The organism is Rhodoferax sp. U11-2br (genome assembly GCF_018619435.1).
Taxonomy (GTDB): domain Bacteria; phylum Pseudomonadota; class Gammaproteobacteria; order Burkholderiales; family Burkholderiaceae_C; genus Rhodoferax.
This window is the reverse complement of record NZ_JAHFZF010000008.1, coordinates 112032-134982: the sequence shown is the minus strand read 5'-3', so window position 1 is coordinate 134982 and position 22951 is coordinate 112032. Positions and strand designations below refer to the sequence as shown.

Annotated in this window: 14 protein-coding genes; 9 read left to right on the top strand and 5 right to left on the bottom strand. The window is 62.2% G+C overall.

The annotated features are described in order from the left end of the window. Positions 1-1710: a dihydrolipoyllysine-residue acetyltransferase gene (gene aceF, locus KKO72_RS07700; RefSeq protein ID WP_214937035.1), complete on the top strand. Its 1710-nt coding sequence runs from the start codon at positions 1-3 to the stop codon at positions 1708-1710. Positions 1711-1720: 10 nt separating this feature from the next. Next, positions 1721-3583, top strand: a complete 1863-nt coding sequence (lpdA, locus tag KKO72_RS07695; RefSeq protein WP_214937033.1) for a dihydrolipoyl dehydrogenase — start codon at positions 1721-1723, stop codon at positions 3581-3583. Between the two features lie 150 nt (positions 3584-3733). Here the strand turns inward: lpdA and KKO72_RS07690 are convergent, their stop codons facing one another. Continuing rightward, positions 3734-3907 (bottom strand): hypothetical protein, encoded by a 174-nt coding sequence (locus tag KKO72_RS07690; RefSeq protein ID WP_214937031.1) that lies wholly within the window; start codon positions 3905-3907, stop codon positions 3734-3736. Positions 3908-4132: 225 nt separating this feature from the next. On the opposite strand from KKO72_RS07690, the gene KKO72_RS07685 reads away from it, so the two are divergent. The 4 genes from KKO72_RS07685 (at position 4133) to KKO72_RS07670 (ending at position 10993) form a co-directional block, all read left to right on the top strand. Next, positions 4133-5632 carry a DUF3375 domain-containing protein gene (locus KKO72_RS07685; RefSeq protein ID WP_214937029.1) on the top strand — a complete coding sequence of 500 codons (1500 nt, stop codon included), beginning with the start codon at positions 4133-4135 and terminating at the stop codon, positions 5630-5632. Between the two features lie 73 nt (positions 5633-5705). Continuing rightward, positions 5706-6434, top strand: coding sequence for a DUF4194 domain-containing protein (locus tag KKO72_RS07680; protein ID WP_214937027.1), 729 nt, complete (start codon positions 5706-5708; stop codon positions 6432-6434). After that, on the top strand, positions 6431-9760 hold the full coding sequence (locus KKO72_RS07675; RefSeq protein ID WP_214937025.1) for an ATP-binding protein: 3330 nt from the start codon (positions 6431-6433) through the stop codon (positions 9758-9760). Before KKO72_RS07680 ends, KKO72_RS07675 begins: the two co-directional genes overlap by 4 nt. A gap of 42 nt (positions 9761-9802) precedes the next feature. Further along, on the top strand, positions 9803-10993 hold the full coding sequence (locus KKO72_RS07670; protein WP_214937023.1) for a Wadjet anti-phage system protein JetD domain-containing protein: 1191 nt from the start codon (positions 9803-9805) through the stop codon (positions 10991-10993). A gap of 404 nt (positions 10994-11397) precedes the next feature. On the opposite strand, the gene KKO72_RS07665 is transcribed toward KKO72_RS07670, so the two are convergent. Beyond that, complete coding sequence (locus KKO72_RS07665; protein ID WP_214937021.1) at positions 11398-12585, bottom strand: radical SAM/SPASM domain-containing protein; 1188 nt, start codon at positions 12583-12585, stop codon at positions 11398-11400. 366 nt (positions 12586-12951) lie between these two features. Between KKO72_RS07665 and KKO72_RS07660 the strand changes: the two genes are divergently transcribed. Beyond that, positions 12952-14601 (top strand): hypothetical protein, encoded by a 1650-nt coding sequence (locus KKO72_RS07660; RefSeq protein ID WP_214937019.1) that lies wholly within the window; start codon positions 12952-12954, stop codon positions 14599-14601. Positions 14602-14743: 142 nt separating this feature from the next. Here the strand turns inward: KKO72_RS07660 and KKO72_RS07655 are convergent, their stop codons facing one another. The 3 genes from KKO72_RS07655 to KKO72_RS07645 are packed head-to-tail and all read right to left on the bottom strand — an operon-like array spanning position 14744 to position 20348. After that, a complete protein-coding gene (locus tag KKO72_RS07655; protein ID WP_214937017.1) occupies positions 14744-17815 on the bottom strand; it encodes an efflux RND transporter permease subunit in 3072 nt (1023 codons plus the stop codon). Beyond that, on the bottom strand, positions 17812-18945 hold the full coding sequence (locus tag KKO72_RS07650; RefSeq protein WP_214937015.1) for an efflux RND transporter periplasmic adaptor subunit: 1134 nt from the start codon (positions 18943-18945) through the stop codon (positions 17812-17814). Before KKO72_RS07650 ends, KKO72_RS07655 begins: the two co-directional genes overlap by 4 nt. Beyond that, positions 18942-20348, bottom strand: coding sequence for an efflux transporter outer membrane subunit (locus KKO72_RS07645; protein ID WP_214937013.1), 1407 nt, complete (start codon positions 20346-20348; stop codon positions 18942-18944). Before KKO72_RS07645 ends, KKO72_RS07650 begins: the two co-directional genes overlap by 4 nt. Positions 20349-20715: 367 nt before the next feature. Here KKO72_RS07645 and KKO72_RS07640 point away from each other — a divergent pair, with 367 nt between their 5' ends. Then, positions 20716-21819 (top strand): ABC transporter substrate-binding protein, encoded by a 1104-nt coding sequence (locus KKO72_RS07640; protein WP_214937011.1) that lies wholly within the window; start codon positions 20716-20718, stop codon positions 21817-21819. Then, positions 21820-22923, top strand: coding sequence for an ABC transporter substrate-binding protein (locus KKO72_RS07635; protein ID WP_214937009.1), 1104 nt, complete (start codon positions 21820-21822; stop codon positions 22921-22923). It begins immediately after the preceding gene. The last annotated feature ends 28 nt before the right edge of the window (positions 22924-22951 follow it).

Below are 22951 nucleotides of genomic sequence, written 5' to 3'. Positions count from 1 at the left end.
ATGGCAATTCTGGACATCAAAGTGCCCGACATTGGCGACTTCGACGAAGTCACCGTGATCGAGCTGCTGGTCAAACCTGGCGACACGGTGCGCGCTGACCAATCCCTGCTGACGGTGGAGTCCGACAAGGCTTCCATGGAAATCCCTTCGAGCCACGCCGGTGTGGTCAAGGAACTCAAGGTCACGCTGGGCGACAAGGTCAAACAAGGCTCGCTGGTGCTGCTGATCGAAGTGGCGGGTGAGGCTTCTGCACCCAATCCGGCGCCAGCCCCCGTGGAACAAGCGCCAGCTGCTGCGGCTTCTGTAGCGCCTGCCGCCGCACCGGCTGCCTCGACACCGACCGCACCAGTGGCCGCTGCCGCTGGCCCGGTCGAAGTGCGCGTGCCCGACATTGGCGACTTCAAGGACGTGACCGTGATCGAGGTCATGGTCAAGGTCGGTGACAGCGTCAAGCTCGAGCAAAGCCTGGTCACCGTCGAGTCGGACAAAGCCTCGATGGAAATCCCCTCTGGCGCCGCCGGTGTGGTGCAAGAACTCAAGGTCAAGCTCGGTGACACCGTCAACATCGGCGACCTGTTGCTGATCTTGCAAGGCACAACTGCTGCTGCTGCACCCGCCGCTGCAGCACCTGCTGCTGCCGTGGCTTCAACGCCCAATGTGCCTGCAGCCCCAGCAGCACAAGCGCCAGCAGCTCCTGTAGCTGTAGCTGCACCCGCCGCCGTGGCGGCCGCACCGGCTTTGCCTGCCCACAACCCGACCGCCTTGGCGCTGGGTCTGCCGCATGCCTCTCCATCCGTGCGCAAGTTCGCGCGTGAGCTGGGTGTGCCGCTGGCCGAGGTCAAAGGCACCGGCCTCAAAGGCCGCATCACCGATGCCGACATCGAGTCCTTCACCCGCTCGGTCATGAGTGGCGCGGTGCAAACCGCTGCGATTGCTGCGCAGCAATCCGCCAAACCCGCGGCCGCCAGCGGCGAAGGCCTGGGCCTGATCCCCTGGCCGAAGGTCGACTTTGCCAAGTTTGGCCCGATCGAGCGCAAGGAGATGAGCCGCATCAAGAAGATCAGCGGCGCCAACCTGCTGCGCAACGCGATCATGATCCCGGCCGTTACCAACCACGACGATGCCGACATCACCGACCTGGAAGCCTTCCGCGTATCCACCAACAAGGAAAACGAGAAGAGCGGTATCAAAGTCACCATGCTGGCGTTCCTGATCAAGGCCTGCGTGGCCGCGCTCAAGAAATTCCCCGACTTCAACAGCAGCCTGGATGGCGATGCGGTGGTCTACAAGCAGTATTACCACATCGGTTTTGCCGCTGACACGCCCAACGGCCTGATGGTGCCGGTGATCAAAGATGCCGACAAAAAAGGCATCTTCCAGATCAGCCAAGAAATGTCTGAGCTGGCCAAGAAGGCGCGTGACGGCAAGTTGAGCCCAGCCGAAATGTCTGGCGCCACCTTCACGATTTCTTCATTGGGTGGCATTGGGGGGCGCTATTTCACCCCGATCATCAATGCGCCTGAAGTGGCGATTCTGGGCGTCTGCCGCTCCACCATGGAGCCGGTCTGGGACGGCAAGGCCTTCCAGCCGCGCCTGATGCTGCCGCTGAGCCTGACCTGGGACCACCGCGTGATCGACGGCGCTGCTGCCGCACGCTTCAACGTCTATCTGGCCCAGATCCTGGGCGACTTCCGCCGCGTACTGCTGTAAAGGACACAACATGGCACTTATTGACATCCATGTTCCCGACATCGGCGACTTCGCGGAAGTCACCGTGATTGAGTTGCTGGTCAAACCCGGCGACAGCATCAAGGCCGACCAAAGCCTGATCACCGTCGAGTCTGACAAAGCCTCGATGGAAATCCCGAGCAGCCACGCCGGGGTGGTGAAAGAACTCAAGATCAAACTCGGCGACAAGGTCGCCATGGGCTCCTTGCTGCTGACGCTGGAAGCCGCAGGCGAGGGCGCCGCACCGACCCCAGTTGCAGAATCCAAGCCAAATCCACCTGTAGCCCAGGTAGAGCAAGGGCAAGCAGCTACAAAAACTGCAGTAACCCCGGCACCTGTGGCCGCACCAGCAGCCGCCAGTTTTACGGGCGGTTCCGATCTGGACTGCGATGTGTTGGTGCTTGGTGGCGGCCCCGGCGGTTACTCGGCTGCCTTCCGCGCCGCTGATTTGGGCCTCAAAGTCATTCTGGTCGAGCGTTACACCACCTTGGGTGGCGTTTGCCTGAACGTTGGTTGTATCCCGTCCAAAGCCCTGCTGCATGTGGCTGCCGTGATGGACGAAGTCAGCCACCTGGGTGACCTGGGTGTGGAGTTTGGCAAGCCGGTGGTCAACATCGACAAGTTACGTGGCCACAAAGAAAAGGTCATTGCCAAACTCACCGGCGGTCTGGCTGCCATGGCCAAGATGCGCAAGGTCACCATCGTGCGCGGCTACGGCAACTTTGTCGGCGCCAACCACCTGGAAGTGGAAGAAACCACCGGCAGCGGCCAGGAAAAAACTGGCAGCAAGAAGGTGGTCGCGTTCAAAAACGCCATCATCGCTGCGGGCAGCCAGGCCGTGCACCTGCCGTTCATGCCCAAAGACCCGCGTGTGGTCGATTCCACTGGTGCGCTGGCTCTGAAAGATGTGCCCAAACGCATGTTGATCCTGGGCGGCGGCATCATTGGCCTGGAAATGGGTACCGTCTACAGCACCCTGGGCGCCCGCCTGGACGTGGTCGAAATGATGGACGGCCTGATGCAGGGCGCCGACCGCGATCTGGTCAAGATCTGGCAAAAGATGAATGCACCACGGTTTGACAACATCATGTTGAAAACCAAAACCGTCGCTGCCGAGGCAACCCCAGAAGGCATCAAGGTCAGCTTTGCACCCGCAGAGGAGGGCGTGAAAGTGCCCGAGCCACAAACCTACGACCTGGTGTTGCAAGCCGTGGGTCGCACACCCAACGGCAAAAAGCTCAGCGCCGAGAAGGCTGGCGTGGCCGTCACCGACCGTGGCTTCATCAACGTCGACATCCAGATGCGCACCAACGTGCCCCACATCTTCGCCATTGGCGACATCGTCGGCCAACCGATGCTGGCCCACAAGGCGGTGCATGAGGCCCACGTGGCCGCAGAAGTGATCGCCGGTGAATTGCAAGGCAACAAGGAACTGGCAGCTGCCGCCTTCAACGCCCGCGTGATCCCCAGCGTGGCCTACACCGACCCCGAAGTGGCCTGGGTTGGCCTGACCGAAGACCAGGCCAAGGCGCAAGGCATCAAGGTTAAGAAGGGCCTGTTCCCTTGGAGCGCTTCTGGCCGCGCCATCGCCAATGGCCGCGACGAAGGTGTCACCAAACTGCTGTTTGACGACTCCCCCGAAGCGCATGGCCACGGCAAGATCCTGGGCGGCGGCATGGTCGGCACCCACGCGGGTGACATGATTGGTGAAATTGCCCTGGCGATCGAGATGGGCGCTGACGCGGTGGACATCGGCAAGACCATTCACCCGCACCCGACGTTGGGCGAATCCATTGGCATGGCGGCGGAGATTGCGCACGGCTCGTGCACCGATGTGCCGCCAGCGCGCAAGTGAGTTGAGCACCTGAAAACGCTACTGAGTCAGTAGCAAGCCGCGCAGATTCCGAAAGGGCTGCGCGGCTTTTTTTATGCAGCTGCTATGTGCCGTTAGTGGTAGCGTCCACATTCAATGAACTCATGACGATGTTCTGATCGTGACTGTTTGTCATTGCTCGCGGATTGAAATATCCAGCACGAACACTCGGATGTCCATGCCCTTGGTTTTCTGAATCGTTTCCTGTTGCAGCCGTTCTTGCAGTTCGACAGCAGTACGGGTGGGCTGGTTTGGATGCTTCTTAAGAGCAGCGTCACCACGGTTCGTGCCCAGCCACAACACCAAATAGACCCCTTTCCATAAGCGTCAAAACCACCTGATGAGCCAGGCAAGGGCAGGGCAGGGTGTATTTTGAGCACAAAACTGCCCCGATGCCAACATTCGCGCCAGAGGGGTGGCTGTGATCCCGAGTTTGCAAAGATCAGGATAGTTTTATGGCACAACGCCTGTGTCATACTTGTAACGAAGCGGTTGGATTTCCTATCCGTTTTCCGTCGCTGACGCTTCCCCATGTCCACAATCAACCAGCAACGCACGCAGAAATACCTGCATGCCCGCCAGCAGCACCCGGCCTGGATGTTGTTGGCGGCACGGCGTGGCCCGTTGATGCTCAGTGGCTTGGAGGCGTTGTTCGAGCACCAGCGCGACGGCGTGCCTTTTGACGTAGCTGTGCAGGCGCTGGCGGACATGCTGGCTGCGCATGCCAACGATACTGACTTCGAAATCATCACCGAGGATGTAGCCTCGCAGGCGCGGTATGAACTGCGCGATTGGATCAAGCGCGGACTGATTACCGAACGGGAAGGCCGCATCCACGAGACGGATGCGCTCAAGACCGCCTTGCGCTTCGTGGCGCAGCTGGATCAGCGCATGATGACCTCTACCGCGTCGCGCCTGGCCGTGGTACAGCGCGAGATTGACAACCTGGCAGCCGCGCTCAACCCCGACCCACAAAGCCGCACCGCGCATCTTGAGCGGCGCATGGCCGAGCTGCAACAGCAGTTGGACGATGTCCGCGCGGGCCGCATCGCCACCCTGACCGAAGAGCAGGCCGTGGAAGGCATCCGCGAGGTCTATGCCCTGGCCACCAGCCTGCGCGCCGACTTCCGGCGCGTGGAGGATTCCTGGCGCGAGGCCGACCGCGCGTTGCGCCAGGCCATCATCAGCGCCCAGTACCACCGGGGCGCGGTGATGGACCAACTGCTCGACGGCCATGCCAACTTGCTCAACACGCAAGAAGGCCGTGTGTTCGAAGGCTTCCAACAGCAGCTCAACCAGCAAAGCGAGCTGACCGAGATGCGCCAAAGCATCCGCGCCATCCTCCAGCACCCGAGTTCCACACGGGCACTGGACGACGTGCAGCACAGCACACTGCGGTTGCTGGTGCAGCAGCTCATCAAGGAAGCCCAGGTGGTGCAGGGCGTTCGGGCGCGCAGCGAGCGCGAAGTCAGCCAGTTCATGAAAACCGGCCAGGCCGCCGAGAACCAGCGGGTGGGTCAGTTGCTCAACGACATCCTGCAGCAGGCCTTGCAGGTGGACTGGCAACGCCAGGCCGTGCGCCGACAGGACGCACCGCTGCCGCCGCTGGGCGTGGCGCTGGCAGGCCTGCCGCTGATCGAGCGGTTGCGCGTCAAATCGCTGGACGGTGGCGATGATGCCGAACTGCTGCTGACCACCCAATACGCCGACCTCGACCAAGTGGAAGACGAGTTCTGGCAGGCTTTTGAGGGACTGGATCGCGAGGCCCTGCTGGCCCAGACCCTGCAAACCCTGGAACACAATGGTCGGCCCATGACCCTGGCCGCCTTGGCGCAGGCGCTGCCACCCGGTGCACATGACCTGGAGACGCTGACCCTGTGGCTGGACTTGGCGCGGGAGTCGGGGGCCGCATTCGATGCGGGGCAAGAAGAACACATCACCACCCACGACCAGGACAGCGCATGGTGCTTCACCGTGCCGCGCGTGGCATTGGACGCGGGTGCACTGCGGGCGGCTGGCATGCAAGGGTGATGCAAAAATGATAGCTGCATGCGCATATTCCACCAGGGATGCAGCCTAAAAATACACAAAAGTTGATAAAGTGATGCAACCTGACACCCCGGACATCTTTGACCAATGGGTCAGTGCCGCCCAGGCCGACGCTGCGGTTGATGCCCCCGAAGCTGCACAAACACCGCCCGCGCCTGCACCGGAAATGGCCCCGGCCACACCGTCCGCCTTGCGCCGCGCGGTGCAGGAACTGCTGAAACACGGCCTGTTGGAGCGGTCCGCCAAGCCCCACCTGTTCCGTCAACTCGCCATTGACACGGCGCGCGTAGATGCGCTGCTGGAGCCGCTGGACTTGGCCGTGCGCCTGGACGATCACCGCGGCTTGGCCTTCGTGGTCATCGCCGCCACCTACCAGGCCGACGGCGAGGACGAGGATGAGTGGACGCACCCTCTGGTGCGCCGCCAGCGCCTCACCTTGGAGCAGTCGCTGCTGCTGGCCATTCTGCGGCGCGAGTTTTTGCAGCGCGAGCAGGAAAGCGGCCTGGGCGTGCCGGTACACCTGAGCGTGGACAGCCTGCTGCCCCAGTTGGAAGTCTATCTGGGTAGCACCGGCAGCGACATGCAAGAGCGCAAGCGCCTGCTGAATCTGCTGGAGAACCTGCGCGGCCATGGCGTGGTGTCCGAAGTGGATGCGCAAGACGGCTTCACTATCCGCCCCATGATCGTGCACCTGGCGAATCCCGAAAACCTGCAAGCGTTGCTGCAAACGCTGCGCGATAAATGCCGGGCCAACGTAGCACCAGCACAAGGGGCGGACGAATGACCCTCGGCTACCGACTGCAGGAACTGCACCTGTACAACTGGGGCGCCTTCGCGGGTCGCCATCAGGCCCACATTGATGCGGCCAACACCGCCATCATCGGTCCCACAGGCAGCGGCAAGACCACCCTGGTCGACGCACTGATGACCCTGTTGTGCGCCAACCCGCGTTACAACCTGGCCTCCACCGGCGGGTTCGAGAGCGACCGCGACCTTGTCTCCTACGTGCGTGGCGCCAGCGGCCCTGGCCAGGGCGTGCTGGACAGTTCCGATAGCAACGGCCACCTGTCCCGCGGCGGTCGCTGCGTCACCGGCATTGCCGCCAAGCTGGTGCGCGGCGCAGGTGGACAGGGCGTCGAGCCAGACAGCGTATTGATCGGCGCCATCTTCTGGTTCGACGGCAGCAGCTCCAGCGCCAGTGACCTGAACAAGCGCTGGTGTTTCGCGCAAGGACCGGGGCACAGTCTGGACCTGTGGCTGGAAGAACACCACAGCGGCGGCGCCCGTGCCTTGAGCCGACTGGAGAAAGCGACCGAGAGCCTGCGCTTCTTCCCCAGCAAGTCCGCCTACCTGGCGCGGCTGCAAAGCTGCTTCGAGGTCGGGCCCAACGCCTTCACGCTGCTCAATCGCGCGGCGGGTCTCAAGCAGCTCAACAGCATCGACGACATCTTTCGCGAGCTGGTGCTTGATGATCACAGCGCCTTTGACGCCGCGCACGAGGTGGCCAAGAGCTTTGACGAGCTGGCCGCCATTCATGCCGAACTCGAACTGGCCAACCGCCAGTACCTGGCCCTGCTGCCGCTGCGCGAGATGGCGCAGCGCGAGGCGCAGCAAAGCCAGCGCCTGCAAGAGCTGCGCCTGTTGCAAACCGCATTGCCGCACTGGTTTGCGGCGCAGGGCGTGCGGCTATGGGGTGAACGCGTTGCGCAGTTGCATGCCACGCTGGATGTGCAGCGGCGCCAGATCGAAACGGACAGCGCGGCGCTGGAACAGGCCCGCAGGGACGAACATACGCTGCTGGAAACCTATTTGAATGCAGGCGGTGGAAACGTCTCGTTGCTGGAGCAAAGCATCAAGGCGCAGAGCAGCGTGCTGGCCCAAAAGCGAAAGAATGCCACCGACTACCGGGCGCTGGCGCAGCACCTGGGCCTGGTACAGGCGCTGCACAGCACCGAGCCACTCAGTGCCGAAGTGCTGGCCCAGCACCAGCAGCGGGCCGCCCTTCAACTGCAAGAGTTGGAGGCGCAACAACCAGCACTGCAGGTGGCCACGGAAACCGCCGTGACCCGCGAACGCAACGCGCACACCGAATTGGCGCAGCTTCGGGCTGAGCAGGAAGCCGTGCGTGCACGTCCTGGCTCCAACCTGCCGCCAGCATTCGCCCAATTCCGTGCCGCGCTGGCAGAGCAATTGGAACTGCCGCCCGACGACCTGCCCTTTGTTGCCGAACTGGTGGAAGTGCAGAAAAAGCAGCATGCCTGGCGCGGCGCCATCGAACGTGCGCTGGGCAGCCACCGCCTGCGCATCCTGGTGCCGCCACAGGCCATGGAAGACGCGCTGACCTGGGTCAACCAGCGCCACAACCACCTGCATGTGCGCTTGCTGGAGGTGCGCGAACCCGCCAAGCCCGCGCAGTTCTTGGCGGACGGCTTTGCCGCCAAACTCAACCTGAAAGACCATGCCTACGCAGGCACGCTGCGCCAGTTGCTGGCCGAGCAGGATCTGCACTGCGTGGACAGCGCCCAGGCCCTGCGTGCTACGGCGCACGCCATGACACAGCAAGGCCTGATGTCCGGCAAGGCGCAGCACTTCGACAAGCAGGACCAGAAGCGCATCGACCAGGACTGGATGACCGGTTTTGACAACCACGACCGCATCCAGCAACTGGAGACGCGGATTGGCGAACAGACGCAGCAATGGGAGGTGCTGCAAAATGAGAAGCGTGCTGCGCAGACTTCACAAGGGAAAACGGCCGAATTGATGCGGCTTTGGCAGCAATTGCAGGCCCTGCAGTGGGACGATCTGGACGCTGACAGCGTGGAGGCAGAACTGCAGCGCCTGCAAGAGCGCCTGGCCGCATTGCTCGACCCGCATTCCGACACCGCCCAGGCCAAGGCACGCTGGGAGGCCGCACGGGATCACACCACGACGCTGGCTGGCATCTTGCTCGACCTTGAAAAGGCGCAAGCAGGCGTGCAAGAGCGCCACGCCAGCGCTCAGGCCCGACAGGGTGACTACGCGGCGCGGCCATCGGCCCTTGGTGAAGACGCTACTTCCTGGGACAGCGCCATCCACGCGATGCTGTCCCAACCCTTAGCCTGCGACACTCTGGAAGCCCAGGAAAGACAAGCGCAAACGCAGACGCAGCAGCAACGCAGCGCCCAGGAGAACCAACTCGCCGAACTGCACAAAGACATCATCCGCCAGATGGGGAAGGCACAAAAGGAAGACCGGGGTGCGCTGGCCGAAGAACTCCAGGAAGTCGCGGCCCTGAGCGCCTACCTGGAGCGCCTGCGCGTGCTGGTAGAAGAGGACTTGCCGGCCAAGCGCGCGCGCTTTCAGGACTACCTCAACGCCGCGTCTGACCAGGGCGTGAGCACGCTGCTATCGGGCATCGATGCTCAGGTGGCGGAAATCACCGAACGGCTGGACCGGCTCAACGACACCCTGGCCCGTGTGGACTTCCAGCAGGGGCGCTACCTGCAATTGGCGCCACAGCCCGTTGTCCATCCTGTGTTGCAAGACCTGCACAAGACCCTGGCGCAACTGCGCAGCGAACGCCTGCGAGACGACGGTGGGCAGAGCCACTACCGGGCGCTGCAAACCATGGTGGCCTTGCTGCGCGAGCATGCCACCAACCGCCGCACCAAGGCAGCCCAGGCGTTGCTGGACGCACGCTACCGCTTGCAGTTTGCGGTTCATGTGTTGGATCGCAAAAGTCAGCAGGTGCTGGAGCGGCGAACCGGCTCCCAAGGCGGTAGCGGGGGTGAGAAGGAAATCATCGCCAGCTATGTGCTCACCGCCTCGCTGAGTTACGCGCTGTGTCCACAGGGGCGTAGCCAGCCGCTGTTTGCCAGCATCGTGCTCGATGAGGCGTTCTCCAAAAGCTCGCAGGCCGTGGCCGCGCGCATCATCGAGGCGCTGCGCCAGTTCGGGCTGCACGCCCTCTTTGTCACCCCCAACAAGGAGCTGCGCTTGCTGCGCAACCACACGCGCAGCGCCGTGCTGGTGCACCGTCTGGGCCGCCAGGCCACACTCGCATCCCTGAGCTGGCAGGAAATCGACGCGCGGGCGCAGCAACGGCAGGTTAAGCATCAAAATGACATCTAACCCTCTTAGTTAATGCGTATACAACTATGTTTTTGAGAGCGTATGAAATCTCCCCGCCAACTTGCCAACCAGCTTGTGCGCCAATGGCAGCGCGGTGACTGGCGCGAACAGCACCTGCTGCGCAACCCGCAGGCTTGGCCGTTGCGACTCCCCATCGGTGAGCCCGGTGCGCTCAGTTTTCGAGATGACAGCGCCGCCGTGCGCCAGCACTTACAGCAGTGGCGTGCCGTTGCCACGCAGGGTCCCGGTCAGGTGGAGTGGACGGCACGCCAGTACCGCGGTGGCGCAACGCCCATTGACGTGCCCACCCACTGGGTCTTGCGCCCCTCGGACTGCGCTGCGGCCTTTGAGCAGCATGCCGATGGCTGCGGCACGCAAGCCAGCGCGGACTACCGTGCCCTGACCAGCGTACTGCCCCAAGTGGACATGCGTTTTCATGCCCTGTTGCTGCGCAGGTTGGCGCTGTGGCGGCATCTGTCAGCCGATCAAATCGTCACTGCCACCCGCATTGCGCTGCAATTGGAGCCCGGCTGCGCCCAAGGCCGACCGCTGCGCGCGCTGGCACTGGCAGGAAACGACAGCAAATTCTTCGAGCGCCATGATGGGGTGCTTAAAGCCCTGCTTGATGAGCTTTTCGAGGGAGAGGCCAGTCGCCAAGGCTTGACCGCGTTCCTGGATGCCAGCCCCGAGGGCGAGCACTGGGTACTGGTGGCCCCCCTGGCCGAGGGACTGCTACCGTTTCGCCGCCAGCGTGTCACCACCACCGAGCTGCAAACCTGCGCCGTGCCTGGTCGCCGCATTTTGCTGGTGGAAAACGAACGTTGCCTGCACCAATTACCCACGCCCGTGCCAGACACCATCGCCGTCCTCGGCAGTGGTCTGAACCTGTCCTGGTTGAGCGCCCCATGGCTACAGGAGCGTAGCGTTGCCTATTGGGGTGATCTTGATACCTGGGGTCTGGCCATGCTCGCGCATGCTCGGGCACTCCTCCCCGGTTTGCTTGTACTGCTGATGGATCGCCAAACGTTTGACACGCACGCACACTTGGCGGTGCCCGAACCGGTACATGCCCCACAGTCACTGGCCAATGCCTTGGCACCTTCAGAGCAAGCACTGGACCTGTATCTGCGCACACAACAACGCGGCCGCCTGGAGCAAGAGTTTCTTCCTGCCCACCTCGTTGCGCAAGCCATTGCTGCTTGGGTACCACTGGCACCGTTTTCGGGTCCATGAAGTACCCGGTATGACATGCGAGGTTCTGACCTTGTTGAGCTTTGATGGACGTTGCTAGGGCTTAGCGCTGGGCCAGGCGCAAGTCTCCGTTGTGCCAGCAGAAAAGGGTGCGAAGGTACATGATTCACAAACTTACGACCTGGTGCTGCCAGCCGTGGGCCGCACATCTTCGGCATCGCTGACACCCACGCCGGGTGAAAGCTTCGGTATGGCCGCCGAGATGGCGCACGCCAACAACGTCGATGCGCCGCCCACATGCAAGTGAGTTGACCACCCGAAAATGCTACTGACTCAGTAGCAAGCCGCGTAGGTCCTGATATGGCTAAGCAGCTCTTTTGTGTTCAATCGAGTGCGACAGCTTGATTGTGGGCCACGTGGATGGCCCGCTTCTGCGAAGAGGCACCTTAAGGCATGACCTCAACGTACTCGTAGACCTCGCAGTCCATGATCTGTTTGCGCACGGGCAGGCTGAGCTGCTCGAACCAGGCCTGTGGGTTGCGCTTGTCGATTTCCTGGCCCATGAAACGAATCAGTTCACAAATGGGTTCGACCACGTTGCTGCGGTACTGCAGGTCATTGGTCACATAACCCCGGTGCATGTTTTTCATGCAGTTGCCGCGGCACCAGGCAAAGGCTTCGCAGTCGTGGCAGGGCATGGCCGGGTCTTGTTGCAGCGGGCTCTTCTTGAGCCAGTTGGCCTTGATGTCGCCCATCTTCATGGCCGGGTCGTACATCATGTCGGGGCAGGGATAGATCTCGCCGTTGGGCATGACGTTGAGCAGGTGGGTAGAGACGCGGCACTGGCTGGCCCCGGCGTACAGCTCCAGCGCCCGTGTGGGGAAGAGTTTGTTGCGCACCATGCCCATCAGCGGGATCAGCGGGTAGAGCAGATCGGTGCGGGAGAAGAACTTGTCGATCAACTGCACCAGCACCGCCTTGCGTTTGGCAACCGAGTCGCCGGCATACATCTCGTCGGCCACAAACTGCCAGTACAGGTAGTCAAACGGGGCGCCTTCGGCCACCAGCTGGTCCAGTTCCTCAAAGCAGGTGTCGGGGTTGCCCCAGGTGACGCGGGCGGTGACCGAGCCGCCGATGTGGTCGCGCACTTCCTTGAGGTTTTTCACCACCTGGCGGTAGATGCCCTTGCCACGGTATCCGTCGGTGGTGGATTCGCCGCCGTCGATGGAGGCCAGCACATTGGACAGGCGGTTCAGCGCCCACTCGGGCAGGTTGTCGATCAGCGTGGCATTGGTCTGCAACTGGAAGCGAAAGCTCGGGAAACGCTGCATCACTTCGAGCATCAGCTTCTTGTTCAGCGTGGGCTCGCCGCCGTAGAAGGTGACATAGATTTCCTTGCCCTTCAGGTGTTGCGCCACAAAAGCGCTGAGCTGCTCAATGTCGTACGCCACATGGACCTGCGAACCCAGCATATCGCCAACCCCCAGCGAACAATAGCTGCATTTGAGGTTGCATTTGAGGGTGGTGAGCAATTGCAGTTCCACCCGGCCGCCCACAATCGGGTTGGTATCGGACTGGTGTACATCTGTTGTGGCGGCGTGGGGGACAAAGTGGATCGGTGTCTCGGTGTGCATAGTGTGGTGGTGGGGGCTCCGGTAAGCGGGGCGATTAAAGGCTAAAAATTGGCGCACAGCGGCAGGTTGCCGCCGTTTGCGGGGCGCCGATGGTAATCGCGGGGCGTGTCAAAACAGGGTGGTTTGATGCTGTTTTTGCCGACCTTCGGGTAGTGAATGCACTTTGTTTGATCTGGTCGAGGTTTGGCGGGCTCGCGACATTCTTCAGACTTGACCTGGATCTATGTGTTGTCTTCATGGTTAGGCCAGCCCGAACTTCGGCTACCCACACTGATTTCACACCTGAGACCCATGCCATACTTCAGCCAATGCGGTTGAAATTCCTGTCCGTCGTTTTGTCGGTATTTCAGTTCCAGGAAAACCGCCATGAATACCATGCTTGACTACATCCGCCGCTACGCTGACACCATCCTCAACACCTACCGCGATCCTTATCACGGCACCCCCTTGTTCTTTGACGGCATGAACACCTTCACCGGTGAGCCGGTGAAGTGGCGCAACATGGAAGGCACCGACTGGGAGCCTTCTAACCTGGCCTCCCAGCAAAACCTGTTTCGCACTTTGTCTGCACTCTCGGCTTTGAGCGGTGATGGCAAGTACAAACAAGCGGCGATGGATGCGATCCGCTGGCATTTTGACCACGCGGACGCTTCGGGGCTGCTGACCTGGGGTGGGCATTGTTTCCTGGACCTCAAGACGCTCGATACCGTCGGCCCCGAAGGCAAAAACAAGGTGCATGAGATCAAGCACCATTACCCGTTCTACGAGCTGATGTTCGAGGTTGACCCGCAAGCCACCGCAAAACTCATCAAGGCCGAGTGGAACTGCCATATTGACAACTGGGACACCCTCGAACTCACGCGCCACGGCAGCTACGGCAGGCCCTTGCCAGCAGCAGGCTTCTGGGACAAGCCGATGCATCGCGATCTGGAGATCCTGCGCGAAGCCAAGGGGCTGTCCTTTGTGAACATCGGCAATGACCTGATCTACGGCGCCGGTTTGCTCGGCCAGCGGGTGCCGGGTGAGGAAAAAGCGCTCGATTGGGCCGAGTTTATGGCCTGGCAATATGTGCGCAGCCGTTACCCGGCAACCGGTCTGGGCTGTTACCAGTTCAACCGCCCGGTCAAGCGTGAAGAGGCGCCAACCGACGAGAACCATCCACAGTTCACCTACTCCTTCTACGGTGACCGTGCCCAGCGCCAGTTTGGCCCGGAGTATGGCGATGTGGCCCAGGAAGCCTGGGTGCTGTTCAAGATGGACCCGGACGCCATGAATGGCCCGGAGGGCATCTACGGTGACGCCACCCTGGCCCAGCTCACGCTGGCCCGCCAGCTCGGCGCCAAGGGCGAGCAGCTCAAACAATGGGCTGTCGACGGCCTGGATGCCTGGCTGCGCTACGCCTATGTGCCAGAAACCAACCAGATCAAGCCGATGTTTGCTGATGGCAAGGACCTGACCGGGCAAGTGTTCCCACGTCGGGGCTTCTACGGCAAAAAGGGCTGGGTGTTTGAGCGCAAGCCGATCAACACCATCGTTTTCCTGTCCACCGTGACGGCCTGGGCCATGACCGGGCGCGCATCACTCTGGCAGCATGTGGTGGCGATGGCGCGCCATTTTGGCCTGGGTGAATGGCATGCCACTGACCCGGCTGCATCCAAGGCGCCTCTGGTGGCTAGCCAGGCTGACGCCATCTTGCTGTTTGCTGTGCTTGAAGTCGCCCGCGCGACGCAAGCCCCGGCCTACCTGGCGCTGGCCAAGAGCATTGGCGAGCGGATCATGGCGCAACATGCCCACCGCGGCATGTTTGTGCCCAGCGAGAAACATATCCATTGCCGTTTTGACGACACCGATGCACTCGCCTTGTTGACCCTGATCGCTACTGAGCGTGGCTGCCCCGAGCTGGTGCCGGGCTTTCGCTCGCAAGGTGGCTACATCCATGGCGATATCCAGATCGAAGATGGCAGCAAGAAGAACATCCTGGACATCAAGGACATCTACCCGCTGACGGTGGCCTGAGCGCTTTGCGGCCAAGCAGGAGCCCGCTTTTTCGGGCTGGCTTTTTTTGTTCCTTGCAGAAGCTTTTCCTGCAAGGTCTGTTACCTATATTTATAAGAAATAGGCCTCAAGCCCTTATTAAATAAGGGCCAGAAGCTACGGTTTAAGTAGCTGCATGGTGCCTGCGCTTGAGATGTTTGCGTAGCCACAGCAGCAGATCATCCACATAGGTGAACACCACCGGGATCACCAGCAAGCTCAGCGCGGTGGAGGTCAGCAGCCCGCCGATCACCACAATGCCCATCGGCCCACGGAAGCTGGGGTCGGTGCCAATACCCAGCGCGATCGGCAGCATGCCTGCCACCATCGCAATGGTGGTCATCAAAATCGGCTGCGCCCGCTTGTGGCAGGCATCGACCAGCGCGTCGTAGCGACTCATGCCCTTCTCGTGGTAGGCCACCACCGCGTATTCGACCAGCAGGATCGAGTTCTTGGTGACGATGCCCATCAGCATCAACAAACCAATCACCGACGACATCGAGAACCCACTGCCGGTGATCAGCAACGCCAGCAACGCCCCGCCAATCGACAAGGGTAGGGCGGCCAGGATGGTGGCCGGTTGCATGAAGTCGTGGAACAACAGCACCAGCACCCCGTAGATGCACAAAATACCGATCAGCATCGCACCGCCAAAGCTGGTGAACAGCTCGGTCATGCGCTGCGCATCACCGGTGGCAATCTGCTGCACGCCGCTGGGCAGGTTCTTGATGCTTGGCAGGGCCTGCACCATCTTGTTGACATCGCCGGTGCTCAGGTTGCCCAACTCGATGCTGAGCGTGACGTTGCGCATGCGGTCCAGACGAGCCACTTGCGAAGGGCCGCCACCCAGCGACAGATCGGCAACTGCGGCCAGCGGCACAGCCGAAGTGCGACCGGCCACCCGCAGTTGGCCGATGGCATCCAGGTTGGAGCGCACGCTGTCGTCAAAACGCACACGGATCGCGATCTGGCGTTGTGGCAGGTTGAACTTGGCCAGGTTGGTCGCGTAGTCGCCGTAGGTGGCGACGCGCACAACGCTGGCCAGCGCCTCGGTGGTCACGCCCTGTTCGGCCATGCGTGCCGGGTCGGGCCGCACATGGATTTCAGGCCGCTGCAGGCTGGAGCTGTCGGTGATGTTGCCGATGCCTTGCAGGGTGCGCAGGTCTTTGATCACCGCGGCGGTGGCCTGGTTCAGCGCGACCGCATCGTCGCTGGCAAGGGTGACGTCGAGCGACTGGCCATTGCCCATGCCCATCACGCCCACGCGGGTACCCGGCAGGGCACGCAGCGCCTGGCGGATGGCGTTTTCCATGTCAGCCTGCGAGCGCGCACGGCTCCCACGCGGTGTCAGGCTGACGGTCAGCGACGCCTCGTTGACGGTGCTGCTGCTGGCATCGCTGGTGGTGTCGCCAATGATGGTGAAGACCTGCGTCACCTCGGGCATGCCGCTGATCAGTTCCTGGGCTTGTACGGCGGCCGCGCGGGTCTGGTCCAGCGTGCTGCCGGGCGGCAGGGTCAGCGAGATGGTGGTCTGGGCGTTGTCCGAGGCACCGATGAATGAGGTGGACAACAAGGGCACCAGGCTGATCGAGCCGATGAAGAACAATCCTGCCAGCAGCATTGTGATGGAGCGGTGCGTCTGACACCAGTGCACCATGGCCAGGTAACGGCGCATGATTGGGCCGTCCTTTTCCTCGTGCGCCGGGCTGGGTTTGAGGATGTAGGCGGCCATCATCGGTGTCAGCAGCCGGGCCACCAGCAAGGATGCCAGCACCGCCACCGAGCAGGTGATGCCGAACTGGCGGAAGAATTTGCCCGGTATGCCGCTCATGAAGGCGGTGGGCAGGAACACCGCCACCAGGGTGAAGGTGGTGGCCACCACCGCCAGGCCGATCTCGTCGGCCGCTTCCATGGCGGCCTGCCTGGGCGTCTTGCCCATGCGCAGATGGCGCACGATGTTCTCCACCTCGACGATGGCATCGTCCACCAGCACCCCCACCACCAGTGACAGGCTCAGCAGGGTGATCAGGTTCAGCGAATAGTCCAGCAGGTACATCACGATGAAGGTCGGGATGATGGACAGCGGCAGTGCCACCGCAGACACAAACGTGGCCCGCCAGTCGCGAAGGAACAGCCACACCACCACCACCGCCAGCACCGCACCTTCGTACAGCAGATGCATCGAGCCGTCGTAGTTTTCCTGCGTCGGGGTCACGGTTTCAATCACCTCGGTGATCTGCACCTGCGGGTGGTTGGCGCTGAAGGTCTTGACCGCCGCGCGCACCGCCGCTGCCACCGAGACCTCGCTGCTACCGATCTGGCGCAGCACCTGGAAGCCGACCACCGGCTTGCCATTCAGCGCGGCAAAGGCAAAACGCTCTTCAGAGGTGTCGCTCACGGTGGCAATCTGGTCCAGCCGCACACTGGTGGCGACCGAGGTGGTCGTGGCCGTGGTGACCGGAATCGCCAGCGCCGCCAATTGCTCGGGTTGGTCCAACCGACCCAGCGTGCGCACCGACTGGTTGCTGCCGCCCACGATGCCGCGCCCGCCCGAGGCGTCGGTCTGCACTGCCTTGATCTGGCTGGACACGCTGCCTGCGGTGACGCCCAGGCCTGCCATGCGTGCGGCATCCAGCGTCACATGCATCTCGCGCTCCAGCCCGCCAATGCGGGTGATGCTGCCCACACCTTTGACCGACAGCAGGGCCTTGCTGATGTCGTTGTCGACAAACCAGGACAGGTCGGACTCACTCAGGTTCGGGGCTGCCACGGTGTAGGTCAGCAGCGCGCCGCTGGAGTGTGTGAGCTTGGAGACCACCGGCGCGGCCATCTCGGTAGGCAGGTCGGCACGTGCGCTATCCACCGCATTGCGCACTTCGTTGAGCGCCACTTCACTGTCTTTGTCGATGTCAAAGCTGACACTGATGCTGGCCGCGCCATCAGTGATGGTGGTGGTGACGTGGTCTACACCGGCGATCGAGGCCAGCTTGTCCTCGATCTTGCGCGCCACCTCGGTTTCCAGCTGCGCCGGTGCGGCGCCTTCCAGCGTGGCCGAGACCACAATGGTCGGCAGATCCAGGTCTGGGAAGTTCTGGATGCCTAACTTGTGCAGACCGAACAGCCCGGCCCCGGTGAGGATGATGAACAGCAGAATCGCCGGAACCGGGTTGCGTATCGACCAGCTCGAAATATTCATGGAGCCACCTTGGTCGACTTGCTGCTGGTGTTGTTGGTTGCCGTGATCCACTGCACCGGGTCACCATCTTTCAGGAAGGCGCCACCGCTGAGCACCAATTGCGCCTGCGCGCCGATGCCGCTGGTGATCTCCACCTGGTCACCCACGCGGCGCCCTGTTTGCACCTGGCGCTGCGCCACCTTGGTGGTGCCGTCTTTCTCGAACACATAACTGTTGCCGTCGCGCAGCACCACGGTGCTGCTGGGCACGGTGAGGGCTGGCGCCTGGCCCGTATTGAGCTCGCCGCGCACATACATGCCAACCTTGGCGGCGCTACCCACGGGCAGGTCCACATAGGCCAATCCGTTGCGGGTGCCGCTGTCCAGTGTCGGGCTGACCAAGCGCAGGCGGCCTGCCACCTGAGTGCCGTCGGGCAGGGTGATCTTGGCTGTCTGGCCAGGCTTCAGGGCGCTGATTTGTTGGCCAGTCACCTCGGCTCGCCATTCCACGCGGCGCTGACGCACCAGCTGGAACAGCTCGGTGCCCGAGGCCACCACATTGCCCAGCGTGGCGCTGCGGCTGGAGATGATGCCGTCGTCCACCGCCAGGATGCGGGTGTGCGCGAGCTTGATGCGCTGGCTGTCCAGCGTGGCCAGGGCGGCGTCCAGGCTGGCCTGGGCAGTCTGTTCGGCGACCAGGTAGGAGGTGACCTGCTGCTCCGACAAGGCGCCACTGTCTTTCACCACCCGGCTGCGGTCGGCCTCGGCCTTGGCCTGGGTCAGCTTGGCGCGGGCCTGGGCCACGGCCGCCTGCTGGGAGCGCAGGTCGGCCTGCACCGTGTCGTCGTTCAAGCGTGCCAACAACTGGCCGCGTTTGACCACGCTGCCGACGTCCACCAGCACCTCAGCGATGCGCAGACCGGCTTCTTCGCTGGCGATGCTGGCTGTTTGCCAGGCAAACAACCCGCCAGACAGCTGCAGGCTGCGGCCCCAGGTGACTTGTTGTGGTGTGACGGCGCTGACGGTCAACCCGGCATTGGCGCTGGGTGCCACCGTGGCAGCAGGTGTGGCACCGGATGTGAGCACCCATACACCACCAACAACGATCAACAACGCAGCGGCGGCGATCAGACTGATTTTTGCTAATTTCACTTCACGTCTCCAAGGGATACTGTCCAACCACCGCCAACGGCTTTGTACAAGGCAATGCCGTACAGCAACTGGTCGCGCTGCACGGTAATCAGGTTTTGTTCGGCCGCAATGGCATTGCGCCGGGCGACCTCAAGGTTCAGCAGGCTGTCGCCGCCAGCGCGCCAGTTGGCTTCCACCGCGCTGGCATAAGCGCGGTAGCCTTCGGCGCTTCGGCGTACATCGGCTGTGCGGCGCTCGGCACTCATCTGCTGAACTAGGTTTTGCTCAACCTCTTGTACAGCCGTGCGCACAGACTGCTGGTAGGTGGCCAGCGCCAGGTCATAGGCTGCTTGGGCAGAATCCACGGCAGCGCGTTTGGCTCCGCCATTGAGTAACGGCAGCGACAAGCTGGGGCCAAAGGACCAGGGTGTGGTGTCTACCCCATCGGTGCGACTGCTCGACAGCGAACCCGTCAGCGACAGGCGCGGATAACGGTCGGCCTCAGCCACACCAATCTTGGCGTTGGCTGCGGCCAGGGCACGCTCAGCCGATACCAGGTCGGGCCGCTGGCTGAGCAGATCCACCGGCAGTGTTTGTACTGCCAGGCTGTCTGAAGGGGGCAATTGGGGTGGTTGTGTATCCAGCAGTTGGCGCAACGCAGGTTCTGCCAGTCCGGTCAGGGCGACCAGGGATTTGATGGTGACATCACACTCGGCCTGCTGGGCAATGGCGCTGGCGGATGCGCTGGCGGCGCTGGCGTCAGCCAGATCGGCATCGGCGCGCGCCGTCATACCAGCCTGCAAAGACCGCTGGGTGATGCGCGCCGTGGCCAGGTTGGAGAGTGCACTGGACTGCACGGTGTTCAGCGTCAACTGGCAGGCGCGGTAGGTGACGTAGTTGGTAGCCACTTCTGCGGCCAGCGAAACGCGCGCATCGTGCCAGTCGGCCTGGCGGGCTTGCAGGAGCGCGTCGGCGGATTCAGCGGAGCGGCGAACGCTGCCGAACAAATCGATTTCCCAGCTGGCATCCAGCCCGCCGCTGGTGGTGGTCTGGGCGCTGCCAAGGGTGTTGCTGCGGTTGGCTGAGGCCGAGCCGGTCAGAGTCGGCTGGCCGGAAGCACGCGCTGTGGTGACACTGGCGCGGGCCGAGGCGATATTCGCCGCCGCTTTTTGCAGTGACGGGCTGCTGGCCTCGGCGGCCTGCAGCAGGCGATTCAGGCTGGTGTCTTGCAGCCGAGCCCACCAACTCAACAACTGACTGGTCTCACCGCCATGCGGTAAGGCAGCCTGCCATTGGCTGGGTACCGTCAGTTGTTCTGTAGCGGGCGCGTGGTAGTTTGGGCCCACGGCTGCGCAAGCCGACAGCAGAGCACAGAGCAGCAGGGGCAAGACTGAGCGGGCCGGAGATGTGGGTGGTAACAGCATGGATGGATGGTGTGGCTGGGCGGCGGAATGTTGAACAAGCTCCCATAGTAAGCTGCTATTGTCAAGCGTTTGTATCCGGCGTGTTGCTTAATAAATACTTAATCAGCCCATATAACATAAGCGCTATAAGCTATGTTTTGTATAGCGCATTGAGGGCCATCGTTGGCAACAGGCCACAGATGCTTTGACTGTCGCTGCAGCTGGCGAACGCAGAGCCCAAGAGAGTGGCGTCGACGTCGCCCTCGTTGTTGTGGCAGATGCAACGCAGAAACTTGCTTGAATCTGACTTCTGGAAATCTTTTTGCGAATCATTCGCATATAGAATGCCGACCTTCGCCGGGGTGCCCGGCCTTTTGAAGGAGTGTTCATGCGAATTGCCACCACCGCACGCTGGCTGTGTATCCTGGGTCTGACGGTTGGCCTGATCCTGACCGCGCAGGCAGCCCCCGAAGTGATCAAAGACGTGCTCGGTCGTTCCGTGCGCGTCGATCTGCCTGCCAAGCGTGTACTGCTAGGTTTTTACTTCGAGGACTACATGGCCATTGGTGGTGAAAAAGCCTTCGACAAAGTGGTTGGTTTGTCTCGCGAGGCCTGGGAAGGTTGGCGTCCGGCCAACTGGTCGCTGTTCACAACACATCGGCCTTCGCTCAAAAACCTGCCCGACGTAGGCGAGGTTGAGGCGCAGACCTTCTCTGTAGAGAGGGTGCTGGCACTCAAACCCGATGTGCTAGTGCTGGCTGAGTGGCAATACAAGGGCCTGGGCCCGGACGTCAAACGTATGGAAGACGCCGGGGTGCCGGTGGTGGTGGTGGACTACAACATGGAGCTGCCCGCCAACCACCACGCCAGCACGCTGCTGCTCGGAAAAATTGCGGGCGACGAGAAGCGCGCGCAGAAAATTGCCGACGAATACACAAGCGCCATCGATCAGGTGCAGTCGCGTATTGCGGCCGCCAAGCAGCCCAGACCTAGCTTCTATGTTGAGTTTGGCAACAAAGGGCCGGCTGAGTACAGCTTCAGCTATGGCAAGGGCATGTGGGGGCCGCTGGGTGCGCTGGCTGGCGGCGAGAACATCGCTGCCCCCTTTGTCGAGTGGTACGGTCCGATGAATCCGGAGAAGGTGCTTGCCGCACTGCCCGAGGTGGTGTTCATCGCCGGAACGGAGTCGACCAAGAACCCCAGCTCGATGCTGATGGGGCAGGGCGTTGAGTCTGCTCAGGCGCAGCAGAGGCTGCAGGGTTTTGCCCAGCGCGCCGGGTGGAGCGAGCTGCCAGCGGTGAAGAACAAACGCCTGTATGCGGTTTATCAGGGTGCATCGCGCTCGGTGCTGGACTACACCATGGTGCAATTCATGGCCAAGGCCTTGTACCCCACGCTGTTCAAGGACATCGACCCCCAGGCCAACTACCTGGCTTTCTACCGCCGTTACTTGCCTGTGCAGGCCAAGGGCAGCTTTGCGCTGGGGATGTAATTGACACAGCATTTTTGGAAAAAACTCGCGCTGTCTGTAATGCTCGCACTGGGCGCGCTCAGTGCCTGGGCGGTGCCCAGCACCATTGAAGATGTGCTGGGTCGCAGGATCACCTTGGAGTTGCCAGCCAAGCGGGTGCTGCTGGGCTTCTACATCGAGGACTACTTCGCCGTGGGTGGTGACAAGGCCTTCGACCGACTGGTGGGGCTGTCGCTTGGCTGGTTCGTCAAGTCGCGCCCGGCCGTGTGGGAGCAGTACGTTACAGCCCGGCCCACGCTGCGCGACGTGGTCGACGTGGGCAGCGTGCAGTTCCAGACCTTTTCGCTCGAAAAGGCGTTGGCCACCAAACCCGATGTGGTCGTTCTGGCCGACTGGCAGTTCAAGGCCTTGGCGTCCGAAATCCCTCGCCTGGAGGCCGCTGGCATCCCGGTAGTGGTGGTGGACTACAACGCGCAGACGCTGGAGCGCCACCTGGCCAGCACCAAGGTGCTGGGCCAGATCACCGGCGAAACGGCCCGCGCACAACGTATTGCCGACGAATACCGCCAAGTGGTGGAGACGATCCAGCAACGCATCGCCAAAGCCAAGCTGCCCCGCCCGCGTGTGTACATTGAGCTAGGCGACAAAGGGCCAGCCGAACACAGCTACACCTACGGCAAAAACATGTGGGGCGCTATGGTCGATCTGGCCGGTGGCGACAACGTCGCTGCGCCGTTCGTCAAGGACTGGGGGCCGATTAACCCCGAGCAGTTGCTGGTTTCGAAACCGCAGGTGGTGTTCATCGCCGGTTACGAAAGCGTCAGCAACCCCGATGCCATGCAGATGGGGATGGGGGTGCCAGCGGGTGAAGCGCGCCGACGTCTGCAAGGCTTTGCACAACGCAAGGGGTGGAGTGCTCTGCCAGCGCTGCAGGATGCGCGTCTGTACGGGGTCTACCACGGCGCCACGCGCAGCCTGCTGGACGCGTCGCAGTTGCAATATCTGGCCAAGGCCTTGTATCCGACCTTGTTTGCCGACATCCATCCTGAAGCCACCTACCTAGACTTCTACCGCCACTACCTGCCCATCCAGCCCCAGGGCACTTTCGTGTTGAGCTGGAAATGACAGGCAGACCCGCGCCGCTTGCCGGCGG

Coding starts and splice junctions, on each gene's coding strand:
- KKO72_RS07680 (WP_214937027.1), top strand. CDS start 5,706: ATGCAACCTGACACCCCGGACATCTTTGACCAATGGGTCAGTGCCGCC.
- KKO72_RS07640 (WP_214937011.1), top strand. CDS start 20,716: ATGCGAATTGCCACCACCGCACGCTGGCTGTGTATCCTGGGTCTGACG.
- aceF (WP_214937035.1), top strand. CDS start 1: ATGGCAATTCTGGACATCAAAGTGCCCGACATTGGCGACTTCGACGAA.
- KKO72_RS07685 (WP_214937029.1), top strand. CDS start 4,133: ATGTCCACAATCAACCAGCAACGCACGCAGAAATACCTGCATGCCCGC.
- KKO72_RS07660 (WP_214937019.1), top strand. CDS start 12,952: ATGAATACCATGCTTGACTACATCCGCCGCTACGCTGACACCATCCTC.
- KKO72_RS07645 (WP_214937013.1), bottom strand. CDS start 20,348: ATGCTGTTACCACCCACATCTCCGGCCCGCTCAGTCTTGCCCCTGCTG.
- lpdA (WP_214937033.1), top strand. CDS start 1,721: ATGGCACTTATTGACATCCATGTTCCCGACATCGGCGACTTCGCGGAA.
- KKO72_RS07675 (WP_214937025.1), top strand. CDS start 6,431: ATGACCCTCGGCTACCGACTGCAGGAACTGCACCTGTACAACTGGGGC.
- KKO72_RS07665 (WP_214937021.1), bottom strand. CDS start 12,585: ATGCACACCGAGACACCGATCCACTTTGTCCCCCACGCCGCCACAACA.
- KKO72_RS07655 (WP_214937017.1), bottom strand. CDS start 17,815: ATGAATATTTCGAGCTGGTCGATACGCAACCCGGTTCCGGCGATTCTG.
- KKO72_RS07670 (WP_214937023.1), top strand. CDS start 9,803: ATGAAATCTCCCCGCCAACTTGCCAACCAGCTTGTGCGCCAATGGCAG.